The organism is Sphingopyxis macrogoltabida, assembly GCF_001314325.1.
Classification (GTDB): domain Bacteria; phylum Pseudomonadota; class Alphaproteobacteria; order Sphingomonadales; family Sphingomonadaceae; genus Sphingopyxis; species Sphingopyxis macrogoltabida.
Map to the genome: position 1 here is coordinate 3,050,187 of NZ_CP009429.1, position 18,723 is coordinate 3,068,909.

Here is an 18,723-nt window from a genome sequence, read left to right on the forward strand (position 1 = left end):
CCAGATGCATCTTGTAACAAAAGCGAATTAATCCGCCAAACTGAAACGGATGGAGCGAGAAGTTGACGCGACGAATTTGGCCGCGCCAGACTCTACCGGACTCTAGACGCGAAGGACCGCGGCGCCCCAGGTGAAGCCGCCGCCCATCGCCTCGAGCACGACGAGGTCGCCGCGCTTGATCCGCCCGTCGCGCACCGCGAGGTCGAGCGCCAGCGGCACCGACGCGGCGGACGTATTCGCATGCTGATCGACCGTCAGCACCACGCGTTCGGCGGGCAGGCCCAGCTTCTTGGCGGTCGCGTCTATGATCCGCTTGTTCGCCTGATGCGGGACGACCCAGTCGATATCCTCGGCCGACAGACCGACGTCGCCCATCACCTCGCCCAGCACCGACGCGAGGTTGGTGACAGCATGGCGGAACACTTCGCGTCCCTGCATGCGGACATGGCCGACCGTGCCGGTCGTCGACGGGCCGCCGTCGACATAAAGCATATCGCAATATTGCCCCTCGGCATGCAGCCGCGTCGCAAGGATGCCTTGATCGTCATCGACATCTTTCGCCGACAGGACCACCGCACCCGCACCGTCGCCAAACAGCACGCAGGTCGTGCGGTCTTCCCAGTCGAGAATGCGGCTGAAGGTTTCGCTGCCGATCACCAGCGCATGTTTCGCGGCGCCGGTGCGCAGCATCGAATCGGCGACCGATACCGCATAAAGGAAGCCCGAACAGACCGCCGCCACGTCGAAGGCGATGCAGTCGGGCGCGCCGAGCAGCGCCTGCACCTTGGTCGCGCTGGCCGGGAAGGTGTTGTCGGGGGTCGCGGTCGCGACGATGATCAGGCCGATGTCGGCAGGCTCAAGCCCCGCAGCCGCCAGCGCTTCCTTCGCCGCAGCTGCGCCCAGCGTCGCGGTCGTCTCGTCGGGTTCGGCGATATGGCGGAACCGGATGCCGGTCCGCTCGACGATCCATTCGTCGCTGGTGTCGACGCGGTCGGCGAGTTCGGCGTTCGAAACGCGGGTGCGCGGCAGCGCCGAGCCGGTGCCGGCCAAAATCGCGCGCAACGTCACTTCGCCGCCCCGTTGCCGAAATTCGCGAGATCCTCGGTCACCTGACGCGTGATATCCTTTTCGATCAGCTCGGCGCAAAGGTGCACGGCCTTCGCTACGCCCTTCGCATCGGCGCTGCCATGGCTCTTGAGCACCACGCCATTGAGGCCGAGGAACACCGCGCCATTGTGATTATTGGGGTCGAGGTGATGGCGCAGCAATTCGGTCGCCGGGCGCGAGATCAGGAAACCGATCTTCGAGCGCACCGACGAGGTGAAGGCGCGGCGCAACAGGTCGGTCACGAAGCGCGCCGTCCCCTCGATCGTCTTCAACGCGATATTACCCGAAAAGCCGTCGTGGACGATCACATCGACATCGCCGCGCGACAATTTGTCGCCCTCGATGAAACCGACGAACTCCATCGGCAGGCCCTGCGTCTCGCGCAGCATCGCCGCGGCATCGCGAATCTCGTCGGTGCCCTTCAGTTCCTCGGTGCCGATATTGAGCAGCGCGACGCGCGGGCGTTCGAGGCCGAGCGCGGTGCGCGCATAGGCGGCGCCCATCACCGCGAACTGGGTCAGGTTGTTGGCGTCGCATTCGGTGTTGGCGCCGAGGTCGAGCATGACGACGTCATTGTCGCCAAGCGACGGCAGCAGCGCCGCGAGCGCGGGCCGGTCGATCCCCGGCATCGTGCGCAGCGCGAGCTTGGCCATCGCCATCAGGGCGCCGGTGTTGCCTGCCGACACGGCGCCGCCGGCATCGCCGCGCTTCACCGCATCGATCGCGAGCCCCATCGAACTGTTGCGGGCTTTGCGCAACGCCTGGCTGGGCTTGTCTTCGCCGGTCACCACGCCGTCGGTGTGGATGATATCCGACGCGGCGCGCAGGTTCGGGTGGTTTTCCAGCGCCGCCTTGATCCGCGTCTCGTCGCCGACGAGGAGGAAGCGGAGGCCGTCATGCTGGTGGCGCGCCATAGCGGCGCCGGCGCACATCACGCGCACGCCGACGTCACCGCCCATCGCATCGATTGCGATTCGCGGTGTCAGTGCCATTCAGCTGCCCTCCGGCTTAATGATTAAGCGCCGACCGACACCACTTCGCGGCCATTATAGTGGCCGCAGGCGTTGCAGAGGTTGTGCGGGCGCTTCAGCTCGCCGCAGTTCGGGCATTCCTGGAAGGCTTCGACCTTCAGGCTGTCGTGGCTACGACGCATGCCGCGCTTCGAGGGCGAGGTTTTTCGCTTGGGGACGGCCATGATATTTCCTGCATTATCAAATGTTCATACGAATCGGCGAACCCGGACTTGTCATTCCCGTTGCCGGAAATGACTGGCCCGCCCGCCGTGCCGAAGCCTGTTCCTGCCCGAAAAAGGCCGGAAAATCTTCCGCCGGAAGGTGCCTCAACGCCAGATGGTGTCGGGTGCCGGATCGGGCGCGGCTATAGCGTTTTTGCCCGCAAAGGCAAGCCCCGAGGCACGTCGACGCGCGAACTTCAAAAAGCGTCGGTAACCGGAGAGAAAGCCCGGGGTGGTATTCGCATCCTGATGAGTTAGAGCTCCCATCGAGCTCCGGCAACAGATGCGGCGGGAATGATGAAGGTTCTACTGACGGGCGGCGCGGGATATATCGGCAGTCATGTCGCGGTGTCGCTGGCAGCCGCCGGGCATGACATCGTCTGTTTCGACAATCTTTCGAATAGCTGCGCCGATGTCATCGACCGGATCGAAGCGATCACCGGCAAACCGGTCCCGCTGGTCGTCGGCGACATTCGCGACCGCGATGGCGTACGGGACGCCATTAAGGCACATGGCGCCAACGCCGTAATCCACTTCGCGGGACTGAAGGCTGTCGGCGAATCGGTCGCCGACCCTATGAAATATTATGACAATAATGTTCGCGGCACCCTGTCGCTGATTGAAGCAATGTCCGATTGCGATGTCCGCGCGCTGGTCTTTTCATCAAGCGCGACCGTCTATGGCCAGCCGCAATATCTGCCGCTCGACGAAGCGCATCCGACCTCGGCGACCAATCCCTATGGCCGCACGAAGCTGATGATCGAGGAAATGCTGGGCGACATCGCCGCCGCCGACCCGGAGTGGCGCATCGCGGTGCTGCGCTATTTCAATCCGGTCGGCGCACACGACAGCGGCCTGATCGGCGAAGATCCGGGCGGTACCCCCAACAATCTGATGCCTTATATCAGCCGGGTCGCGGCGGGACGCCTGCCCGAGCTTCCCGTGTTCGGGAATGATTATGCGACGCCCGACGGCACCGGCGTGCGCGACTATATCCACGTCGCCGACCTCGCCGACGGCCATGTCGCCGCGCTCGGCCGCATCGGCGCCGCGACCGACCCCTTATCGGTCTGGAATCTCGGCACCGGCCAGGGATATTCGGTGCTCGAGATGATTTCGGCCTTCGAACGGATCAACGGCGTTCCCGTCCCCCACCGCATCGAACCGCGCCGCCCCGGCGACGTCGCCAGTTGCTACGCCAGCCCCGAACGCGCACGCGACGAACTGGGCTGGGAAGCGAAACGCGGGCTCGACGAGATGTGCGCATCGACCTGGCGGTTCGAACGAACCGCCGCGATGCGCAACGCCTGACTTCGCCGCTAGCCGACCAAGCCCGCGGTCTGCGCCAGCACCCAGAGGCCGATTACGAGGAAAAGCGCCGCCGCGACCATCCGCACCTTGGCAAGGTCGACGCGCTTCAGCAGTTCGTGACCAAGAAAAATTGCCGGGACGTTGGCGATCATCATCCCCAGCGTCGTGCCGGTCGTGACCGCGAGGACGTCGTGATATTGCGCGCCGAGCGCGATCGTCGCGACCTGCGTCTTGTCGCCCATCTCGACGAGGAAAAAGGCGACCAGCGTCGTCATGAAAGCCCCGAAACGCGGCTTCGGCGCCTCGTCGTCCTCGAACTTGTCGGGGATCAGCGTCCACGCCGCCATTGCGACGAACGACAGGCCGATCGCATAGCGAAAGACCGGGCTGTCGAGGAAAGCCGCCGCCTGCGCGCCGAGCAACGCCGCGAGTGCATGGTTGGCAAGCGTCGCGACAAGGATGCCGAGGATGATCGGGACCGGCCGGTTGAAACGCGTCGCGAGCAGGATCGCGAGCAGCTGCGTCTTGTCGCCGATCTCGGCGAGCGCGACGACCGCGGTCGAAGTCAGGATAGCGTCCACAAATTTCTCCGGGGCCAGGCGGCGAGCAAGTTCCAACGGTCATCGCTCCCCGCCGCCCGGCCCGGACGAAAGGTGCGATGCCATTGGTCTCGCCCAAGCGGTAATCCCGCTTCCACCGCACCACGGCCTCTCGACCGAGTATGTTGACGCGGCGGCCCGTCCTTGCGGGACGGCTGGCTACTCCCCAGATGACGCAGGCTGGTTAGACGGGTCGGCGGCGCAAGGCAAGCCGTCAGTCGTAGGCAGGCTCGGCCTCGCCTTCGGCGGCGTTGGCCCGGCGCGCCTTTTCGGCGGCGGTGATTTCGGCATCCATTGCCTTGGCGCGCGCCTCGATTTCCTTTGCGGTCGCGTCGTAGCGATCGTCGAAGGCGGGCTCGCGCTCGCATCCAGCAAGGATCAACAACGGTGCCAGGATAAAGATACGGCGCATCAATAATCCTTTCGATAACGGATGCTGAGGTTCGATTGCCCCGACCCGCCGGCCTGACTGAGGATCGAAAGGGCTTTCGACAGGCTGATTTCGAGCTGCGTCGCGGTGTAGCCGCGCGCATCGGTGATCACCTCGAGATAGATGTCCTTCGAAATATATTGCCCGGCGGCCAGCGCGGTGCCGCGCCCGACCGCATCGTCGGGACCGAGGACCCGCAGCCGGTCGATCCCGGTCGCCGACTGGAGCGCGCCGAGCGGGCTCAGTCCCCCGCCCCCGCCGCGCAGCGTGTTGAGCGACGATGCAAGCTGCACCGCTTGCAGCGGCGACAGCGAAGTGATCGAATCGCCGAACAGGATGCGCGAGACGATCTCGTCCTGCGGCAGGCCCGGAACGCTCGAGAAGGTGATCTGCGGGTTCATCGCGCGGCCGGAGACGTTGACGTTCACCGTCACCGTATCGATCGTATCGCTCGCCACCAGTTGCACCGACGGGTCGAAGGCGTCGCCGGTCGGGAAGGTGACCCGGCCCTGTTCCAGCTCGAACGAGCGGCCCGCGAAACCCAGGGTACCGCGCACCAGTTCGATCTGGCCGTTGACGCGGGGTGCCTGCGTCGTCCCGGTCAGCTTGACGTCGGCCTGCCATTCGGATTCGAGCCCCATACCGCTGACGTAGATTTCGTCGGGTGCGCGAAGCCGTATGTCGAGGCGGATGAGGTCGAACAGGCTGCCGCCCACTGCCGCGAGCCCGTCGCCGGTGACGCGCCGCCGCCCGGTCGGGGGTTTGCGGCGGACGCCGGTGAGGACGGGAACTTTCGCCGCGCCCTCGAGCACGATCTTGTAGCGCGTTTCGGGAAGGCGGAGATCTCCCGACAGCAGCGCGGTCTGCCCCGCCACCTTTTCGAGGGTCAGCGTTCCCGTCGCGCGCGCGGCGATATTTTCGCTCCGCGCGAGGCGGGCGTTGTCGAGCGTCGCCGAGATATTCATCGGATAGCCGTCGGCCGAGGCAAGGCTGATATAGCCCTTCGCCTGGATGCTGCCGTCGCCGGCGGTCGCGGTGAGCTGCTCGATCTCCAGCCGGTTGCCGGTGAAGCGGCCGTTGACGGCGATGTTGGTCAGGCGGGTACCGAAGGTCTGGTTTTCATAGACCATATCCTTGCCGCGCACGACGCCGTTGAGGCACGGATCGGCAACGCTGCAACTGAAGTCGGCGGCGACCGCGATCGGCCCCGTCACATGCTGGTCGGCGGGGCCGAAGAAGGAATAGAGGGTATCGGCGGGGCCGTTGTAGCGGATGCCGCCGCCGAGCGGCGCGGCCTGCAACCGTTCCATCCAGCTTCCGGCGCCGGGTCCGAGCGGCCGCAACGACGCCTGCAGACGCCCGATCACGCTGCCGCGCTTGCGCATCACGGCACGCGCCTCGCCGCCGTCGGTGAGCAGTTTGCCGACAAAATTGACGTCGACCGGCTGGCTGACCGACGCGGCGGTAGTGCGCGTGAAATCGTCGATGGTCAGCCGCGCGTCGGCCCGAGGAAAGGCATCGGGATTGGCCTGTTCGAAGTCGAGACTGCCCGTGGCGCGCCCGCCCAGCCCCATGTCGGGGTAAACAGTGTTGAGGATCGCCATATTGACCCGGTCGAGGCGGCTCTGGATCATGATCCCGTCGCCGAAGCGCCCCGCGACGCGCGCATTGCTGCCGCGGCCGAGGTTGATGTTGGTCGGCAGCAGTTCATAGCCGTCGTCGCCCGGGATGATCCGCGCCGGGGACGTCGTACGGAAATTGATCCCCGTCGCGCGGCCCTGCACCGATGCGCGCCACAGCTTCGGTTGCAGGTCGGCGTTGGCGGCGATCCGGAAGGGGACGCCGCTCGTCCCCTCGACCAGCGCCTGCGCCTTGCCGCTACCGTCGCGATAGTCGATCTTCACGCGCCCGACCGCGATATCGTAATCGCGAATTCGGGTGTCGGCGATCTGGATGTCGGCAACGATGTGCGGCTGTTCATAGAGCGTGACGTCGGCATCGACGATCGCCGATCCGACCGCGAGCTTTGCCGGTCCCGGCAGCACGACATTGTTGGCGCGCACATTGATCGCCGCCGCCTGATATTTACCCGCGGCGCTGAGCCGGACGAGCCCGCCAAGCCCCTGCCCCGAGGCGTTAAGCTGGCCGGTAAACGGCCCTGCCGCGCTTTGCACAAGGCGCCCGTTGAAGCCGATCCCAGACAAATCGCCGCGCTCGATATCGATCGTCAGCGGTCCGGCTGCGGTCAGCAGAACGACATCTGCGGAGAGCGGACCGTAATCGGTGTCGCCCGTCGCGGCGAGGCGGTAGCCGTTCGGCGCGCCGTTGATCCGTGCGACGAGATTGGCGAGCCCGATGCCAAGCCCCGGCCTTTCGGCGGTGACCACCGCGCGCGGATCGCTGATCGTCCCCGCAAGCTGGACGCCGACGGGGCCATAGTCGGTCGAATTGGCGCGCGCCGCGAGCTGGATCTGGCCGTTGGGCGAATAGCTCCCCTGCCCGCCGGTGACGCGCAGGCGCGGCGCGGTCAGCCGCAGATTGGCGAAACGGATGATCCCGTCGGTGCCGTAACGCACATCGCTCGACGCCGTGGCATTGCCGCCGAGGAAATCGCGCACGCCCGAATTGAACAGCCGCGTCGAGCGAGCCCGCACTCGTCCGACGATCTCGAAGCCGCCGCGCGGCGCGGTCTTCAGATCGGCATCGGTGTCGATGTCGAAGATGCCGACGCTTTCGATCCGGTAGTCGTTGATCCGCCCGTCGATCGCGCCGGTATAGAAGCCCTTGTTGAGATCGGCGATGACGATCGCCTTGGCATCGATGCGCGGCGAACGCAGGCGCAGATTGTCGCTGAGAATCCGGCCGTTGCTGTAGGCAAGGTCGCCGTCGAGGCGGACCTGGACCAATGTGCCGCCCGCGACGGTATCGAGCCCGCGGATGCGCGCCGCGCGCCCGGCGACGGGAATGACGATCTGGTCGGCGTCGACCCGCGCCTTGCCCGCCAAGCTCAATGTTTCGACGATGATGTCGTTGACCGCGAGGCTGTTGGCGTTCGCCTGATATTCGACCGTCGGCAATGCGAAGGCGCCGTCGAGCTTCGCGGTCGCGCGCAGGCCGTTTGCGCGTACCGCAGGCGCGATCGCACCGGGGCGCAGGATGTTCACGGCGAGTTGCAGGCCATCGTAGCGGTTGGTTGCGAGGTCGATGCCGCCACTGATCCCAAGCCGCGCCGCATCCGACGACAGCCGGCCGTCGATCGCGGCCTTGCGCTCGGCGAGCCGTGCGGTGAGGTCGATCGCCGTTTCGGTGCCCAATATCTCCGCCGCCGGACCGGTGAGGAGCCGCGACGCCTGCGCCATGCCCTTGATCGCGAAGGTGCCGTCGCGCGCCGTCAGCGCCAGCCGCGCGAGGGGCGCCGCGCCGAGATTGGCGGTGAGGTTGCCGTTCCACACCTTCCAGTCACCGCGCCCGTCAAGCTTGGCGGTCAGCGGTTCCTTGAAGCCGCCCATCGCCGCGAGCACGCCGCCTTGCGGGGCGTTGACGTCGAGCGTCATCGCGAGCCGGTTCGCCTCGGGCACCGCATCAAGCAGCAGCTTCAGCGTATCGCCCTTGGCCTTCGCGCCGATCGTCTCGGCATCGGCGGTCACCTGCGCCCGCCGGTCGGCGATCGCGATCTTGCCGCCCAGGCGCGCCTCCTGCCGTTCTCCGGCCACCGCGGGCTCGAAGATGAAGCGGTCGACCTGCAATTTGCCGACGTCGATGTCGATGTCGGGAAGCAGCGGCTCGCCGGTATCGGGAACGACCTTGAAGGCCGGTATCCGCTGCATGGTGATTGTCTGCGCGGTCGCCGAGCGGACGTCGATATGATTGGCGAGATAGCGCAGCGGCCGCCAGTCAACCTTGACCTCGGGCGACGCAAGGAAGACGCCCTTGGGATCGGACAGGGTGAAATCGCGGATCGTCATGGCACTGAACAGCGACCCGTCGAGTCGGCCGATGCCGATCTTCATCCCGTTTTCGAATTCATATTTCTCGATCTGGGTGACGACGAACCGCCGTCCGGCGTCGCTGTTGAGACCCACGAGGAACAGCGCAAGGAGCAGGACGATGCCGAGCAGCGCAAGACCGATCCAGCGCAGGATGCGAAGCGGCCAGGATTGCGGCGGCGCCTTGTCGCTCGTGGCGATTTCGGGCGCGTCATCGGCCGCCATCAGAACGCCTGCCCGATCGAGACATAGACGGCGACGAGCGCCTCGCCCGGCTTGCGGCCGATCGGCGTCGCGACGTCGAGCCGCATCGGCCCGAAATTGGTGTAATAGCGCGCACCGATGCCGGCGCCGAAGCGGAGGTCGGAGAAGGTCGGCGTCGATCCGCGATAGACCTGCCCCGCGTCGACGAAACCGACGATGCCGAAATTACCGAAACGATAGCGCGCTTCGAATGCCGCCTCGTTGACGCTGCGGCCCCCGATCGGATCGTTGTTCGGATCCTTGGGGCCGAGTTGCTGGTAACCGAAGCCGCGCACCGACCCGCCGCCGCCGGCATAGAAGCGCCGCGACGGGGCGAGCCGTTCGCGCGCGGCGCCGAGGATCGAGCCGACCCGGACGCGCCCGGCGAGCACGATGCTGTCCGTCACCGGATAATAGCCGCTCGCATCGATGCGCAGCCGCCCATAGGGCGAGAAGCGACCGGCGAGCGAGCCTTCGGGCTGGATCAGCGTGGTGACGCGGAAGCCCTTGGTCGGATCGAGCAGGCTGTCGGTGCGGTCGATACCGACCTGCCCGGTTAGCCCGAGGATCGTGTAGAAATCGCGATTGCGCCGGCCGAGGGTGAAATCATAATCATCCTCACTCGTCGCAATCAGTTCGGCGCCATAGGCGTAGGTCAGCTTCTTTTGCCAGATCGGCGTCGAATCGCGACTGACGCGGAAGCCGACCCGCCCGGTCAACGCCTCGAACGCGTTGTAATTGCTGCGCGTCGCTTCAGCGACGAGTTCGAAGGTGCGGTCGCGCTTGCCCGCGTTCGAGCGGCGGAAGGTCGCGCCGATGCCCTGCTCCTGCGTTCCCAGCACAGCGCGGCCGATCAGCGCGCCTTCGGGCGGGAAGAGATTGCGGTGGGTCCAGCTTCCCTCGATCCGGATCCCCTCGCCGGTGCCATAACCGGCGCTGGCGGCAAGCGTGCGCGGCGGCCCCGCGTCCTGCGTCACCAGCATCGTCACATATTCGGTATCGTCCCCCGCGCTTTCGCCCGTCGGTTGCGGCTCGGCGGCGATGCTCGAAAAGAGGCCGGTTGCGACGAGCGCCTGCCGGAGATCGTCGACCTTGCGGCTGTCGTAGAGATCGCCGCGCTTGAAGCGCGCCAGCACCTCGACATGCTCGGCATCGAAGGCGAGGTCGCCCGTCGTCTCGATGCCGCCGAAGCGCGACCGCTTCCCGATCTCGACCGGCAGCGTGTAAACCGCGTCGCCGGTCGCGCCGTCGAGCAATATGTCGCGCTGCCCGACCTTGGCGAAAGGATAGCCTTCTTCGGGGAGCTTGAGCGCGATCGCCGCTTCGGCGCCCTGAACACGGTCGGCGACGATCGGTTCGCCGACAGCAATCGGGAAATTATCCTTGATCAATCCCGGCGGCACCGTCGCCGCCGCGTTGATGATGACGTCCGAGAATGTGTAACGTTTACCGGGGACCACATCGATGACCGCGACCAGCGGCCCGCGGTTGCCACGATTGCCTCCCGCGCCCGCCTGCGCATTGCCGCCCTCTCCCTCGGCGCGCGCGGTGCGGTCGATCCGCGTATTGACCGTGGCGTCATAATAGCCCTCGGACGACAGGATGCGCTGCATCAGTTCGCCGTCGGCGCTCAGCCGGGCGCGGACCATCGCCGCATTGTCCGCCTTGCCATCGCCGTCGTAGAGCGCCGACAGGTCGCCGAACAGATCGGCAAGGTCGACGTCGGTGCTGTCATCGGCGGGCGCAAGGCCGTTGACCTGCACCGTATAGGCAACCTCGCGATTGGCGTCGGGGTCCTCGGCCTCGGCAAAAACGACCGGCTCGACGTTGAAATTCTCGAGCGGCGGCAGCGGCGCGGCGAGTTCGGTGTCGGTGATCGGCGCGTCGCCGATGGGCTCGACGGTGTCGCCATCGGCCAGGGCCGGCAAGGGAACGCCGTCGACGACGGGCGGCTGCGCCTCGACGGTCGACGTGACGGCCGCGTCGGCCGGCTTCTTCGCGGCCTCGGCCGCCTGGCGCTGCTCGAACTCGGCGATCGATTCGAGCGGGCGGTCGAGTTCGGGGTCGTCTTCGGCGCCGATCGGCGGGATCGCCTTTTCGAACTCGTCATCCTCGATGATCGGCGCGACTTCGGGCAGCACGGCCTCGGGCGGCGGCGGGCTCGGCACCGCGATCGGGCCGGTCGCCGGCGCCTCGACGGTCGGAACGACCTTGGGCGGTTCGACCTCCTGCGCCGCGGCCGATGCCGTCCAGCCGGCCGAGAAAAGCGAGGTCGAAATAATCAACAGACGGCGCAGGCGCGAAAATCGGCGCGGGTGCAATTGACGAGATTTTTCAGAAATTTGCATCTGTCCACAGCCGATGGCGCACTTGTGGCCTCGGCAGCGCTGCGGCGCAACCGGATTTTGAAAGGGACTTGTCCCGAAAACTACTCATGTCGCCCGATCCGCCCCTGCCCGGCCCATGCCCCTTCTCCCAACGACGCGGGATGCGATCAGGTTCCGCAAAAGGTTGTATAAGGCGCAGAATCTTTTGGCGCCGGCTCGGCGAACGTCTCCCACCCGGCGCGCGCGACATAGGGATGGCGCACGACTTCGAGCAATGTCGTCCACGGCGCCATGTCGCCGGCCTCGGCCGCCGCCAGCGCCGCTTCGACGAGGTGGTTGCGCGGAATATAGAGCGGGTTGACCGCGTCCATCGCCGCTGCCCGCTCGACCGGCCCCGTGGCCTCGCGTTCCAGTCCGGCCCACCAGTCCGCGATCCATGCCGCCATCGCATCGGGCTCGGGCAACACCGCTTCCATCATCGTCGCGTCGCCGCGCAACAGCATTGCGAGGGCGCGGAAGAAGGAGGTGAAATCGACGTTCAGCCGTTCAAGCTCGCCGAACAACCCGTCGATCAGATCGGCGTCGGCTTCGTCGGCGCTGGCGAGGCCGAGCTTCAGGCGCATCCGCGCGAACCACGCGGCGCGGAACCGCTCGGGGATCGCCGTCACCAATTCCTTCGCGCGTTCGACATCCTCCGGACCGACCGCATGGATCGCGGGCAGCAGCGCCTCGGCGAAGCGCGCCATGTTCCAGTGCATGATCTGCGGCTGGCGGCCATAGGCATAGCGGCCGTTGGCGTCGATCGAACTGAACACCGTATCGAGCGCGAAGCGGTCCATGAAGGCGCAGGGACCATAGTCGATCGTCTCGCCGCTGATCGCGACATTGTCGGTGTTCATCACGCCGTGGATGAAGCCGAGCCCCAGCCAGTGCGCGACCAGTTCGCATTGCAGGCCGATGACGCGGTCGAGCAGCGCCAGATGCGGGTTCGGCGCCGCGGCGAGCTCGGGAAAATGGCGACGGACGCAGTAATCCGAAAGCTGGACGACATGGTCAGCGCCGAAATGCGCGGCAAAGAACTGGAAGGTGCCGACGCGGATATGGCTGCTTGCGATGCGCGTCAGCACCGCGCCGGGATGGGCGCGCTCGCGCTGCACCCGGTCGCCGGTCGCGACGGCCGCGAGCGAGCGTGTCGTCGGCACGCCCATCGCCGCCATCGCCTCGGACACCAGATATTCGCGCAGCACCGGACCGATCGCCGCCTTGCCGTCGCCGTTGCGCGAGAAAGGCGTCGGGCCCGATCCCTTGAGCTGGACATCGAATCGCGCCCCGTCCGGCGCCACGATCTCGCCGAGCAGGAGCGCGCGCCCGTCGCCGAGTTGCGACGAGAAATGGCCGAACTGGTGCCCGGCATAGGCAAAGGCGAGCGGGTTGGCGCCGCCAGGAAGATCCTGCCCCGAGAAGATGCCGGCGAGCCGGGCGTCGCTAGCCCCCGCGACATCAAGTCCCAGCCTGCCTGCGAGCGCGTGATTGAAGATCAGCAACGCGGGAGCGGAAGGCTTCGCAGCCTCGGCCGGCGCATAAAAACCTTCCATGGCGTCGTGAAAGCTGTTGTCGAAGGCAAAATTCATCGGGTGACTCCCAAACTTCCCCAATTCTCCGGCGTCCCTGCCACGAATGCAAGACCGATCGGGACTTCCCCGACTGGCCCGGCACGCATCGCGACCCGATCGACGAAGCTGCATTTGGACGGGCGGGCGTTGCATGTCATCTCAAACCGGTTAGCATTTCAAACCCGACCACCTACCCAACAGCCGCAATCCCCGGATAGTCAGCTGCAGCAAGGAATTGCCGCCTTCAGCTTTGCGACAGGTCGACGCAAAGATAATGCGCCGACATGTGACGAAAACGATCGATGACACAGGAAATCCAATGGAAAAGATGAATCGCCGTGAATATGGCCTGCTCCTTGCCGGGGCCGCCTATTCGCTCACCAGCACACCCGCCCGATCGCAACAAGCGGCCCCCTCGCCAAATGTATCGGCAGAAGCTTCGCCAGCGAGCAGAATCGGAAAGCTCGGGGGCGGCAGCGTTCAGGATTTCATCGACAGGATTGGGTCGAACCTGGGCAGCGAGGGAATAGGTTTCCAGCAGTTCGACAATGGCGCTGTTCATCGTACCGTTCAGGACAAGCTGCGGGATATATTGTCGGCAAAGGACTTCGGCGTGCTTGCCGACGGCCTCGCCGACGACACCAAAGCCCTGCAAAAGGCATTGGACTATGCGGCGCGCAACGATGTCGGCACGATCATGCTGCCGGCCGGGAAAATCCGTTTGACCGGCGATATCATCGTCGCTCACCAAGACAATCACAGCGGCAGCGAAACCGCCCAGATTACGGTTATGGGGCATGGCGCCGGGAAAAATGCCACCTGGCTCTATTTCGAAACCGGAAGCCTCAGGGTTCGCTCTTCCTCGCACATGCTGCGCGACTTTCGCGTCACGTCGAAAAATGGCGACGGGATCAAGATAGAACCCAGTTCCGAGCCCCCGCAATTCTCGGCACGGGGAGCCATGGAGAATATCCGCGCCGAAAACTGCGGCGGCTCCGGCGTGACCTTCGAAGATTGCTGGTGCTACCGCATGGACAATTGCTACGCCCGCTTCAACAAGGGCTGGGGGATCGAAGGCAAGGTCGGCCCGCTTACGGGCCTGTCGGTCAACGTGCTCGAAATCAGCGGCGGCGAATATCAGGGCAATGGCAGAATTGCAGGAGCCCGAACAAGCAAGGGCGGTGCCGGTCGAGGAACGGGCGGCGGCATATCGACGGGACGATGCGTCCAGTTCAACCTGCGCGGCGTTACGATCGAAGGCAATGTCGGCGATGGGCTGAAACTGGCCGAGCAGTGCCGCGGGCTGGCGGTCGACGGCTGCTATTTCGAGAAAAACGGCTCACATCCCGAAAACAGGGACATCTGCAACGATCGACCCGGTCAGGCGACCCATGGCCCCAACAGTATCGTAATCGTCAATTGCAACTTCAGCCCCCAGAATGCGAACGGCACGGTCCAGGAACGGGCCATCGACCTTTGGGATACGATCGACCTCAAAATCGTCCATCCGCAGATATTCGCGCTCTCGTCGGGGATTCTCTATTCAAGCGAACCGATCCGCATCCGGGAGAGCGTTCCCGCGCGCGCCAGAGGCTGGATCGAAGGAGGCTGGTACAGCTCGGCCAAATATGCGCAGGAGTGGATAGCGAACGAAACGCAATGCTTCGGGTTCCCCCGGAAACAGATGTTCAGTCCGGACGTCGAACTGAAGCCCGGAAGCGAAAGCGCCGCCAGCCGGAATTATTTTGTCCGCGTTCCCCCAACCTGCGCGAGGGGCGTCGACGTCGACCTTGTCACCCGGCCCGATGGAGGGGTGGGCACCGCCCGACTGACGCGCGTCCTGCGCCGCGGTCCGGCCGGCACACGCTTCAGCACAACAAGTTTCGACATCGCCCACCCGTCGCCTCTCGACAGCATCTACACGTCGACCTCTTCGGTCAGCGAAAAAATGCCCGGCACGCATGTCGAAGTCCAGATCGTACGGGAATCAGGGCATGAAAAGGATACGTTGCCTTCGTCGCTCTTTCTGCAGGCATTGGAGGTAACGATCTACGAAGGCCGTATTTCAGCAGGCTGAGTCCGGCCTGCGGCTTCAAACTCCCGCAACCTTGCGACTTACCGATTGCAGGGACAATGCGCTTTTGCTAGCGGCCCGCCCCGTGACCTCAGGTTCCCCGGCAACGGGGATGAAAAGGGAAGTCCGGTAAAGCCGGCGCTGCCCCGAGGCGAAAACCGCGTAAATAGCCGCCATTGGCTCATTGTCATTTAACCGGATTATCCTATCTTGTCCGGATAAGGCCGTGCGCTCGCGCGGCGATTGGGAAAGATTCCGCATGCAGGACGACAAGGAACCGCAGGGCAACCCCTGGATGAAGAGCGTGATGATCTGGAGCGGCATCCTGCTTGCCATGCTCCTTGTCGCCTCGATGTTCGGCGGCGCTTCGCAGCCCGCGGGCAATCCGCTTGCCTATTCCGAGTTCCGCCAGAAGGTCGAGGAAGGCAGCGTCAAGGACGTCGTGCTGTCGGAGGACAAGGTCACCGGCACCCTGTCGAACGGCGACCGTTTCACCGCCAATGTCGTGCGCGATCCCGACCTCCTCAAGATGCTCAACGACAATGGCGTCAAATATGACGGAAAGCCGACCGAAGTCCCCAATTTCTGGATGTATCTGATCGTCCAGTCGCTGCCCTTCCTGCTGATCCTCGGCATCGCCTTCTTCGTCTTCCGCCAGGTCCAGAAGAACAACGGCTCGGGCGCAATGGGCTTCGGCAAGTCGCGCGCCAAGATGCTCACCGAAAAGCAGGGCCGCGTGACCTTCGACGATGTCGCCGGTATCGACGAGGCGCGCGAGGAACTCGAGGAAATCGTCGAATTCCTGAAGGATCCGACCAAATTCTCGAAGCTCGGCGGCCAGATCCCCAAGGGCGCGCTGCTCGTCGGCTCGCCGGGTACCGGCAAGACGCTGCTCGCCCGCGCGATCGCGGGTGAAGCGGGCGTTCCCTTCTTCACCATTTCGGGTTCGGACTTCGTCGAAATGTTCGTCGGTGTCGGCGCATCGCGCGTCCGCGACATGTTCGAACAGGCGAAACGCAACGCGCCGTGCATCGTCTTCATCGACGAAATCGATGCGGTCGGCCGCCATCGCGGCGCGGGCCTCGGCAACGGCAACGACGAGCGCGAGCAGACGCTGAACCAGCTGCTCGTCGAAATGGACGGCTTCGAGGCGAACGAGGGCATCATCATCGTCGCGGCGACGAACCGCCCCGACGTGCTCGACCCCGCGCTGCTCCGTCCGGGCCGTTTCGACCGCCAGGTCGTCGTGCCGCGCCCCGACATCGAGGGCCGCCAGAAGATCCTCGAGGTCCACACGCGCAAAAAGCCGCTCGCACCCGACGTCGACCTCCGCCGCATCGCGCGCGGGACGCCGGGCTTCTCGGGCGCCGATCTGGCTAATCTTTGCAACGAAGCGGCGCTGCTCGCGGCGCGCAAGGGCAAACGCCTCATTGCCTCGAACGAGTTCGAGGAAGCCAAGGACAAGGTCATGATGGGCGCCGAGCGCCGGTCGATGGTGATGACCGAGGACGAGAAGAAGGCGACCGCCTATCACGAGGCCGGCCATGCGCTCGTCTCGCTGCATGTCGAGCATAATGATCCGCTGCACAAGGTGACGATCATCCCGCGCGGCCGTGCGCTGGGCGTGACGTGGAACCTGCCCGAACGCGATCGCTATTCGCAGAATATGAAGCAGATGAAGGCGCGTCTCGCACTCTGCTTCGGCGGCCGCATCGCCGAGCAGCTCATCTACGGCAAGGACGAGCTCAACACCGGCGCGTCGAACGACATCCAGCAGGCCACCGACATGGCGCGCGCCATGGTCATGGAATATGGCATGTCGGACAAGCTCGGCTGGCTGCGCTATCGCGACAATCAGGACGAGGTGTTCCTCGGCCACAGCGTGTCGCGCGCCCAGAATATGTCCGAGGAAACCGCCAAGCTGATCGACGCCGAAGTCCGCCGCCTCGTCGAGGAAGGCGAAAAGGTCGCGCGCAAGGTGCTCACCGACAATATCGACGAACTCCACCTGCTCGCCGGCGCGCTGCTCGAATATGAGACGCTGTCGGGCGAGGAAGCGAAGCGCGCGATCAAGGGCGAGGATATCGGCCGCGAAGGCGATCACGACAAATCGGGTAATCCGGTGTCGGGCCACGCGGGCGGCATGCCGCAGATCAAGCGCAAGCCGCGCCCGTTCGGCGACGCCAATCCGCAGGGTGCGTAGGTTCTGATCCGCACCGGCGATTCAGCACAGGTTCAGCGGCCGGACGCGATTTCCTTCGCATGATCAGGGGGATATATAGACGCGTCGGCATGGCGGCACTCGCAGCCGGCGCCGGCACGCTACTTTGCGGCATGGCGCCCGGTGACATGAACATTGCCGCATTCCTGATCCGTGCCGATGCGGTTTCGCGCCTCGGCCCGCTCGCGCTGGCGACGCCCGAAGGCAACCGGCTGAAGGGCGAAGTCGTCGGGGCCGGCAAGCGTTACAAGGCGCGCATCGATGCGCAGCGCAAGGCCGGGCTCAAGACGACAAGCTGCCCGCCCGAATCGGGCAGCCTCACCCCCGAGGAATGGCTCGCGCACCTGCGCAGCTATCCGGCCAGCCAGCGCCGGTCGGTCTCGGTCTATTCGGCCTTCGATGCATTGATGAAGAAACGCTATCCCTGCCGCAATTGATGCGCCAGACAAGGGACGGACCGAAGGAGTTGGGGCGATGAGGATTGGCTTATCCGGCGTGATGACATTGGCGGCGGCATTGTTTGCGACCGTCCAGCCGGCGGCGGCACAGGGCGGCGGTGCGCTGACCTCGAAAATCGAACTCCAGAAGGTGGTGCCGGGCACGGGCACCGACAGACACGCGGAACTTTACACTTTTGTCGCACCAGATGTCGTCGTCCCCGGCGACCGCATCCGCGTCACGCTGACCTTTACCAACAACGGCACGGCGCCCGCATCCGGGGTCAATATCGTCAACCCGATTCCCGAGGGGCTCGTTTTCGACGGGGCCAACGATCCTGCAGCGTTCAGCGTTTCGGTCGACGGCGCCAAGGCATTCGGCGCGCTGGACGCGCTAACCGTCCCGGTCGAGGGCGCCGCGCCGCGCGCCGCGGCCAACGCCGATGTGACCCATGTCCGCTGGCTGTGGCCCGATGCCATTCCCGTCGGCGGCAGCCGTTCGGTCGCTTTCTTCGGGCGGGTCAAATAGCGCCGATGACGATCTATTGCGACGAATCGGGGGGACTCAACACCGGCGTGATGACCTTTTCGGCGGTGATGCTGACCCCACAGGCGGCCGCCGACATCCATAGTCGTTTCCGCGGCGTGACCGGGCTGCGCGGCGAACTCAAGGGCAGCCGGATCAGCATTGTCGAGCGCGCGTACCTGCTTGAACTGTTCGACCGCGCCGGCGGCCGCGCGTGGGTCGCGGTGGCGCGGCGCGAAACGCTGGCGCAGAATCCGGGCGGCACATTGCCCAGCGACCTTGCGCTCTATGCAGCGCTGCTCAACAGCGCGATCGGGCACTGGCTTCCCGAAACGGGCGGCGTGTGCACCGATGTCGTGATCGACGACGGCCGCTACGACCCCAAGATTCTCTCGCACCTCCGCGAAGAAATCCAGGCCGGACTCGGCCAGTGGGGGCGCGCGTCGCTCGCCGACAGCCGCCGCAGCGACGGCGTCCAGATCGCCGACGTCATCGCGAACAGCCTGTTCAACACCGTGATCGGGTCCCCCCGCGCGCCGCGCATCCAGCGCATCATCGACCCGCTGCTTGCATCGAAAGCCATCCGTGTCGCGGAGTTGACGCACATTCCCTGAC

15 protein-coding genes are annotated in these 18,723 nt (G+C 65.3%); 6 read left to right on the forward strand and 9 right to left on the reverse strand.

Annotation, left to right across the window (positions count from 1 at the left end; translation table 11 throughout):
- Positions 1-102: 102 nt before the first annotated feature.
- From LH19_RS15100 to rpmF, 3 genes are read right to left on the reverse strand one after another with little or no spacing between them, the layout of a single operon-like run.
- Positions 103-1,068, reverse strand: coding sequence for a beta-ketoacyl-ACP synthase III (locus LH19_RS15100; protein WP_054729593.1), 966 nt, complete (start codon positions 1,066-1,068; stop codon positions 103-105).
- Positions 1,065-2,099, reverse strand: a complete 1,035-nt coding sequence (gene plsX / locus LH19_RS15105; RefSeq protein WP_054729596.1) for a phosphate acyltransferase PlsX — start codon at positions 2,097-2,099, stop codon at positions 1,065-1,067. The genes LH19_RS15100 and plsX overlap by 4 nt, the downstream gene beginning before the upstream one ends.
- A 23-nt stretch (positions 2,100-2,122) precedes the next feature.
- Positions 2,123-2,302, reverse strand: coding sequence for a 50S ribosomal protein L32 (gene rpmF / locus LH19_RS15110; RefSeq protein ID WP_011541714.1), 180 nt, complete (start codon positions 2,300-2,302; stop codon positions 2,123-2,125).
- Positions 2,303-2,635: 333 nt separating this feature from the next.
- Here rpmF and galE point away from each other — a divergent pair, with 333 nt between their 5' ends.
- Positions 2,636-3,652: a UDP-glucose 4-epimerase GalE gene (galE, locus tag LH19_RS15115; RefSeq protein WP_234715942.1), complete on the forward strand. Its 1,017-nt coding sequence runs from the start codon at positions 2,636-2,638 to the stop codon at positions 3,650-3,652.
- 8 nt (positions 3,653-3,660) lie between these two features.
- On the opposite strand, the gene LH19_RS15120 is transcribed toward galE, so the two are convergent.
- The 6 genes from LH19_RS15120 to LH19_RS29075 all read right to left on the reverse strand — a co-directional run bounded on the left by LH19_RS15120 (position 3,661) and on the right by LH19_RS29075 (position 13,412).
- Positions 3,661-4,233 (reverse strand): TMEM165/GDT1 family protein, encoded by a 573-nt coding sequence (locus tag LH19_RS15120; RefSeq protein WP_054729599.1) that lies wholly within the window; start codon positions 4,231-4,233, stop codon positions 3,661-3,663.
- A 232-nt stretch (positions 4,234-4,465) separates the two neighbouring features.
- Entirely contained in the window at positions 4,466-4,663 is a 198-nt protein-coding gene (locus tag LH19_RS15125; RefSeq protein ID WP_054729602.1) for a hypothetical protein, read from the reverse strand.
- Positions 4,663-8,892, reverse strand: coding sequence for a translocation/assembly module TamB domain-containing protein (locus tag LH19_RS15130; protein ID WP_054729605.1), 4,230 nt, complete (start codon positions 8,890-8,892; stop codon positions 4,663-4,665). The genes LH19_RS15125 and LH19_RS15130 overlap by 1 nt, the downstream gene beginning before the upstream one ends.
- Positions 8,892-11,258 carry an autotransporter assembly complex protein TamA gene (locus tag LH19_RS15135; RefSeq protein WP_054729608.1) on the reverse strand — a complete coding sequence of 789 codons (2,367 nt, stop codon included), beginning with the start codon at positions 11,256-11,258 and terminating at the stop codon, positions 8,892-8,894. The genes LH19_RS15130 and LH19_RS15135 overlap by 1 nt, the downstream gene beginning before the upstream one ends.
- 146 nt (positions 11,259-11,404) lie before the next feature.
- Positions 11,405-12,868, reverse strand: a complete 1,464-nt coding sequence (locus LH19_RS15140; RefSeq protein ID WP_054729611.1) for a protein adenylyltransferase SelO — start codon at positions 12,866-12,868, stop codon at positions 11,405-11,407.
- Between the two features lie 226 nt (positions 12,869-13,094).
- Positions 13,095-13,412: a hypothetical protein gene (locus LH19_RS29075; protein ID WP_158514435.1), complete on the reverse strand. Its 318-nt coding sequence runs from the start codon at positions 13,410-13,412 to the stop codon at positions 13,095-13,097.
- 30 nt (positions 13,413-13,442) lie between these two features.
- Here LH19_RS29075 and LH19_RS15145 point away from each other — a divergent pair, with 30 nt between their 5' ends.
- The 5 genes from LH19_RS15145 (at position 13,443) to LH19_RS15165 (ending at position 18,722) form a co-directional block, all read left to right on the forward strand.
- Positions 13,443-14,927: a right-handed parallel beta-helix repeat-containing protein gene (locus LH19_RS15145; RefSeq protein WP_257720433.1), complete on the forward strand. Its 1,485-nt coding sequence runs from the start codon at positions 13,443-13,445 to the stop codon at positions 14,925-14,927.
- A 256-nt stretch (positions 14,928-15,183) separates the two neighbouring features.
- Positions 15,184-17,127: an ATP-dependent zinc metalloprotease FtsH gene (gene ftsH / locus LH19_RS15150; protein ID WP_054733626.1), complete on the forward strand. Its 1,944-nt coding sequence runs from the start codon at positions 15,184-15,186 to the stop codon at positions 17,125-17,127.
- An 89-nt stretch (positions 17,128-17,216) separates the two neighbouring features.
- Entirely contained in the window at positions 17,217-17,582 is a 366-nt protein-coding gene (locus tag LH19_RS15155) for a hypothetical protein (RefSeq protein WP_234715943.1), read from the forward strand.
- A 37-nt stretch (positions 17,583-17,619) separates the two neighbouring features.
- The gene (locus tag LH19_RS15160) at positions 17,620-18,111 is read left to right on the forward strand and encodes a DUF11 domain-containing protein (protein WP_082395753.1); all 492 of its coding nucleotides are present in this window, start codon (positions 17,620-17,622) and stop codon (positions 18,109-18,111) included.
- 5 nt (positions 18,112-18,116) lie between these two features.
- A complete protein-coding gene (locus LH19_RS15165; RefSeq protein WP_054729624.1) occupies positions 18,117-18,722 on the forward strand; it encodes a DUF3800 domain-containing protein in 606 nt (201 codons plus the stop codon).
- The last annotated feature ends 1 nt before the right edge of the window (position 18,723 follow it).

Coding starts and splice junctions, on each gene's coding strand:
- LH19_RS15140 (WP_054729611.1), bottom strand. CDS start 12,868: ATGAATTTTGCCTTCGACAACAGCTTTCACGACGCCATGGAAGGTTTT.
- rpmF (WP_011541714.1), bottom strand. CDS start 2,302: ATGGCCGTCCCCAAGCGAAAAACCTCGCCCTCGAAGCGCGGCATGCGT.
- LH19_RS15130 (WP_054729605.1), bottom strand. CDS start 8,892: ATGGCGGCCGATGACGCGCCCGAAATCGCCACGAGCGACAAGGCGCCG.
- LH19_RS15135 (WP_054729608.1), bottom strand. CDS start 11,258: ATGCAAATTTCTGAAAAATCTCGTCAATTGCACCCGCGCCGATTTTCG.
- LH19_RS15155 (WP_234715943.1), top strand. CDS start 17,217: ATGGCGGCACTCGCAGCCGGCGCCGGCACGCTACTTTGCGGCATGGCG.
- galE (WP_234715942.1), top strand. CDS start 2,636: ATGATGAAGGTTCTACTGACGGGCGGCGCGGGATATATCGGCAGTCAT.
- LH19_RS29075 (WP_158514435.1), bottom strand. CDS start 13,412: ATGAACAGCGCCATTGTCGAACTGCTGGAAACCTATTCCCTCGCTGCC.
- LH19_RS15125 (WP_054729602.1), bottom strand. CDS start 4,663: ATGCGCCGTATCTTTATCCTGGCACCGTTGTTGATCCTTGCTGGATGC.
- LH19_RS15160 (WP_082395753.1), top strand. CDS start 17,620: ATGAGGATTGGCTTATCCGGCGTGATGACATTGGCGGCGGCATTGTTT.
- plsX (WP_054729596.1), bottom strand. CDS start 2,099: ATGGCACTGACACCGCGAATCGCAATCGATGCGATGGGCGGTGACGTC.
- LH19_RS15165 (WP_054729624.1), top strand. CDS start 18,117: ATGACGATCTATTGCGACGAATCGGGGGGACTCAACACCGGCGTGATG.
- ftsH (WP_054733626.1), top strand. CDS start 15,184: ATGCAGGACGACAAGGAACCGCAGGGCAACCCCTGGATGAAGAGCGTG.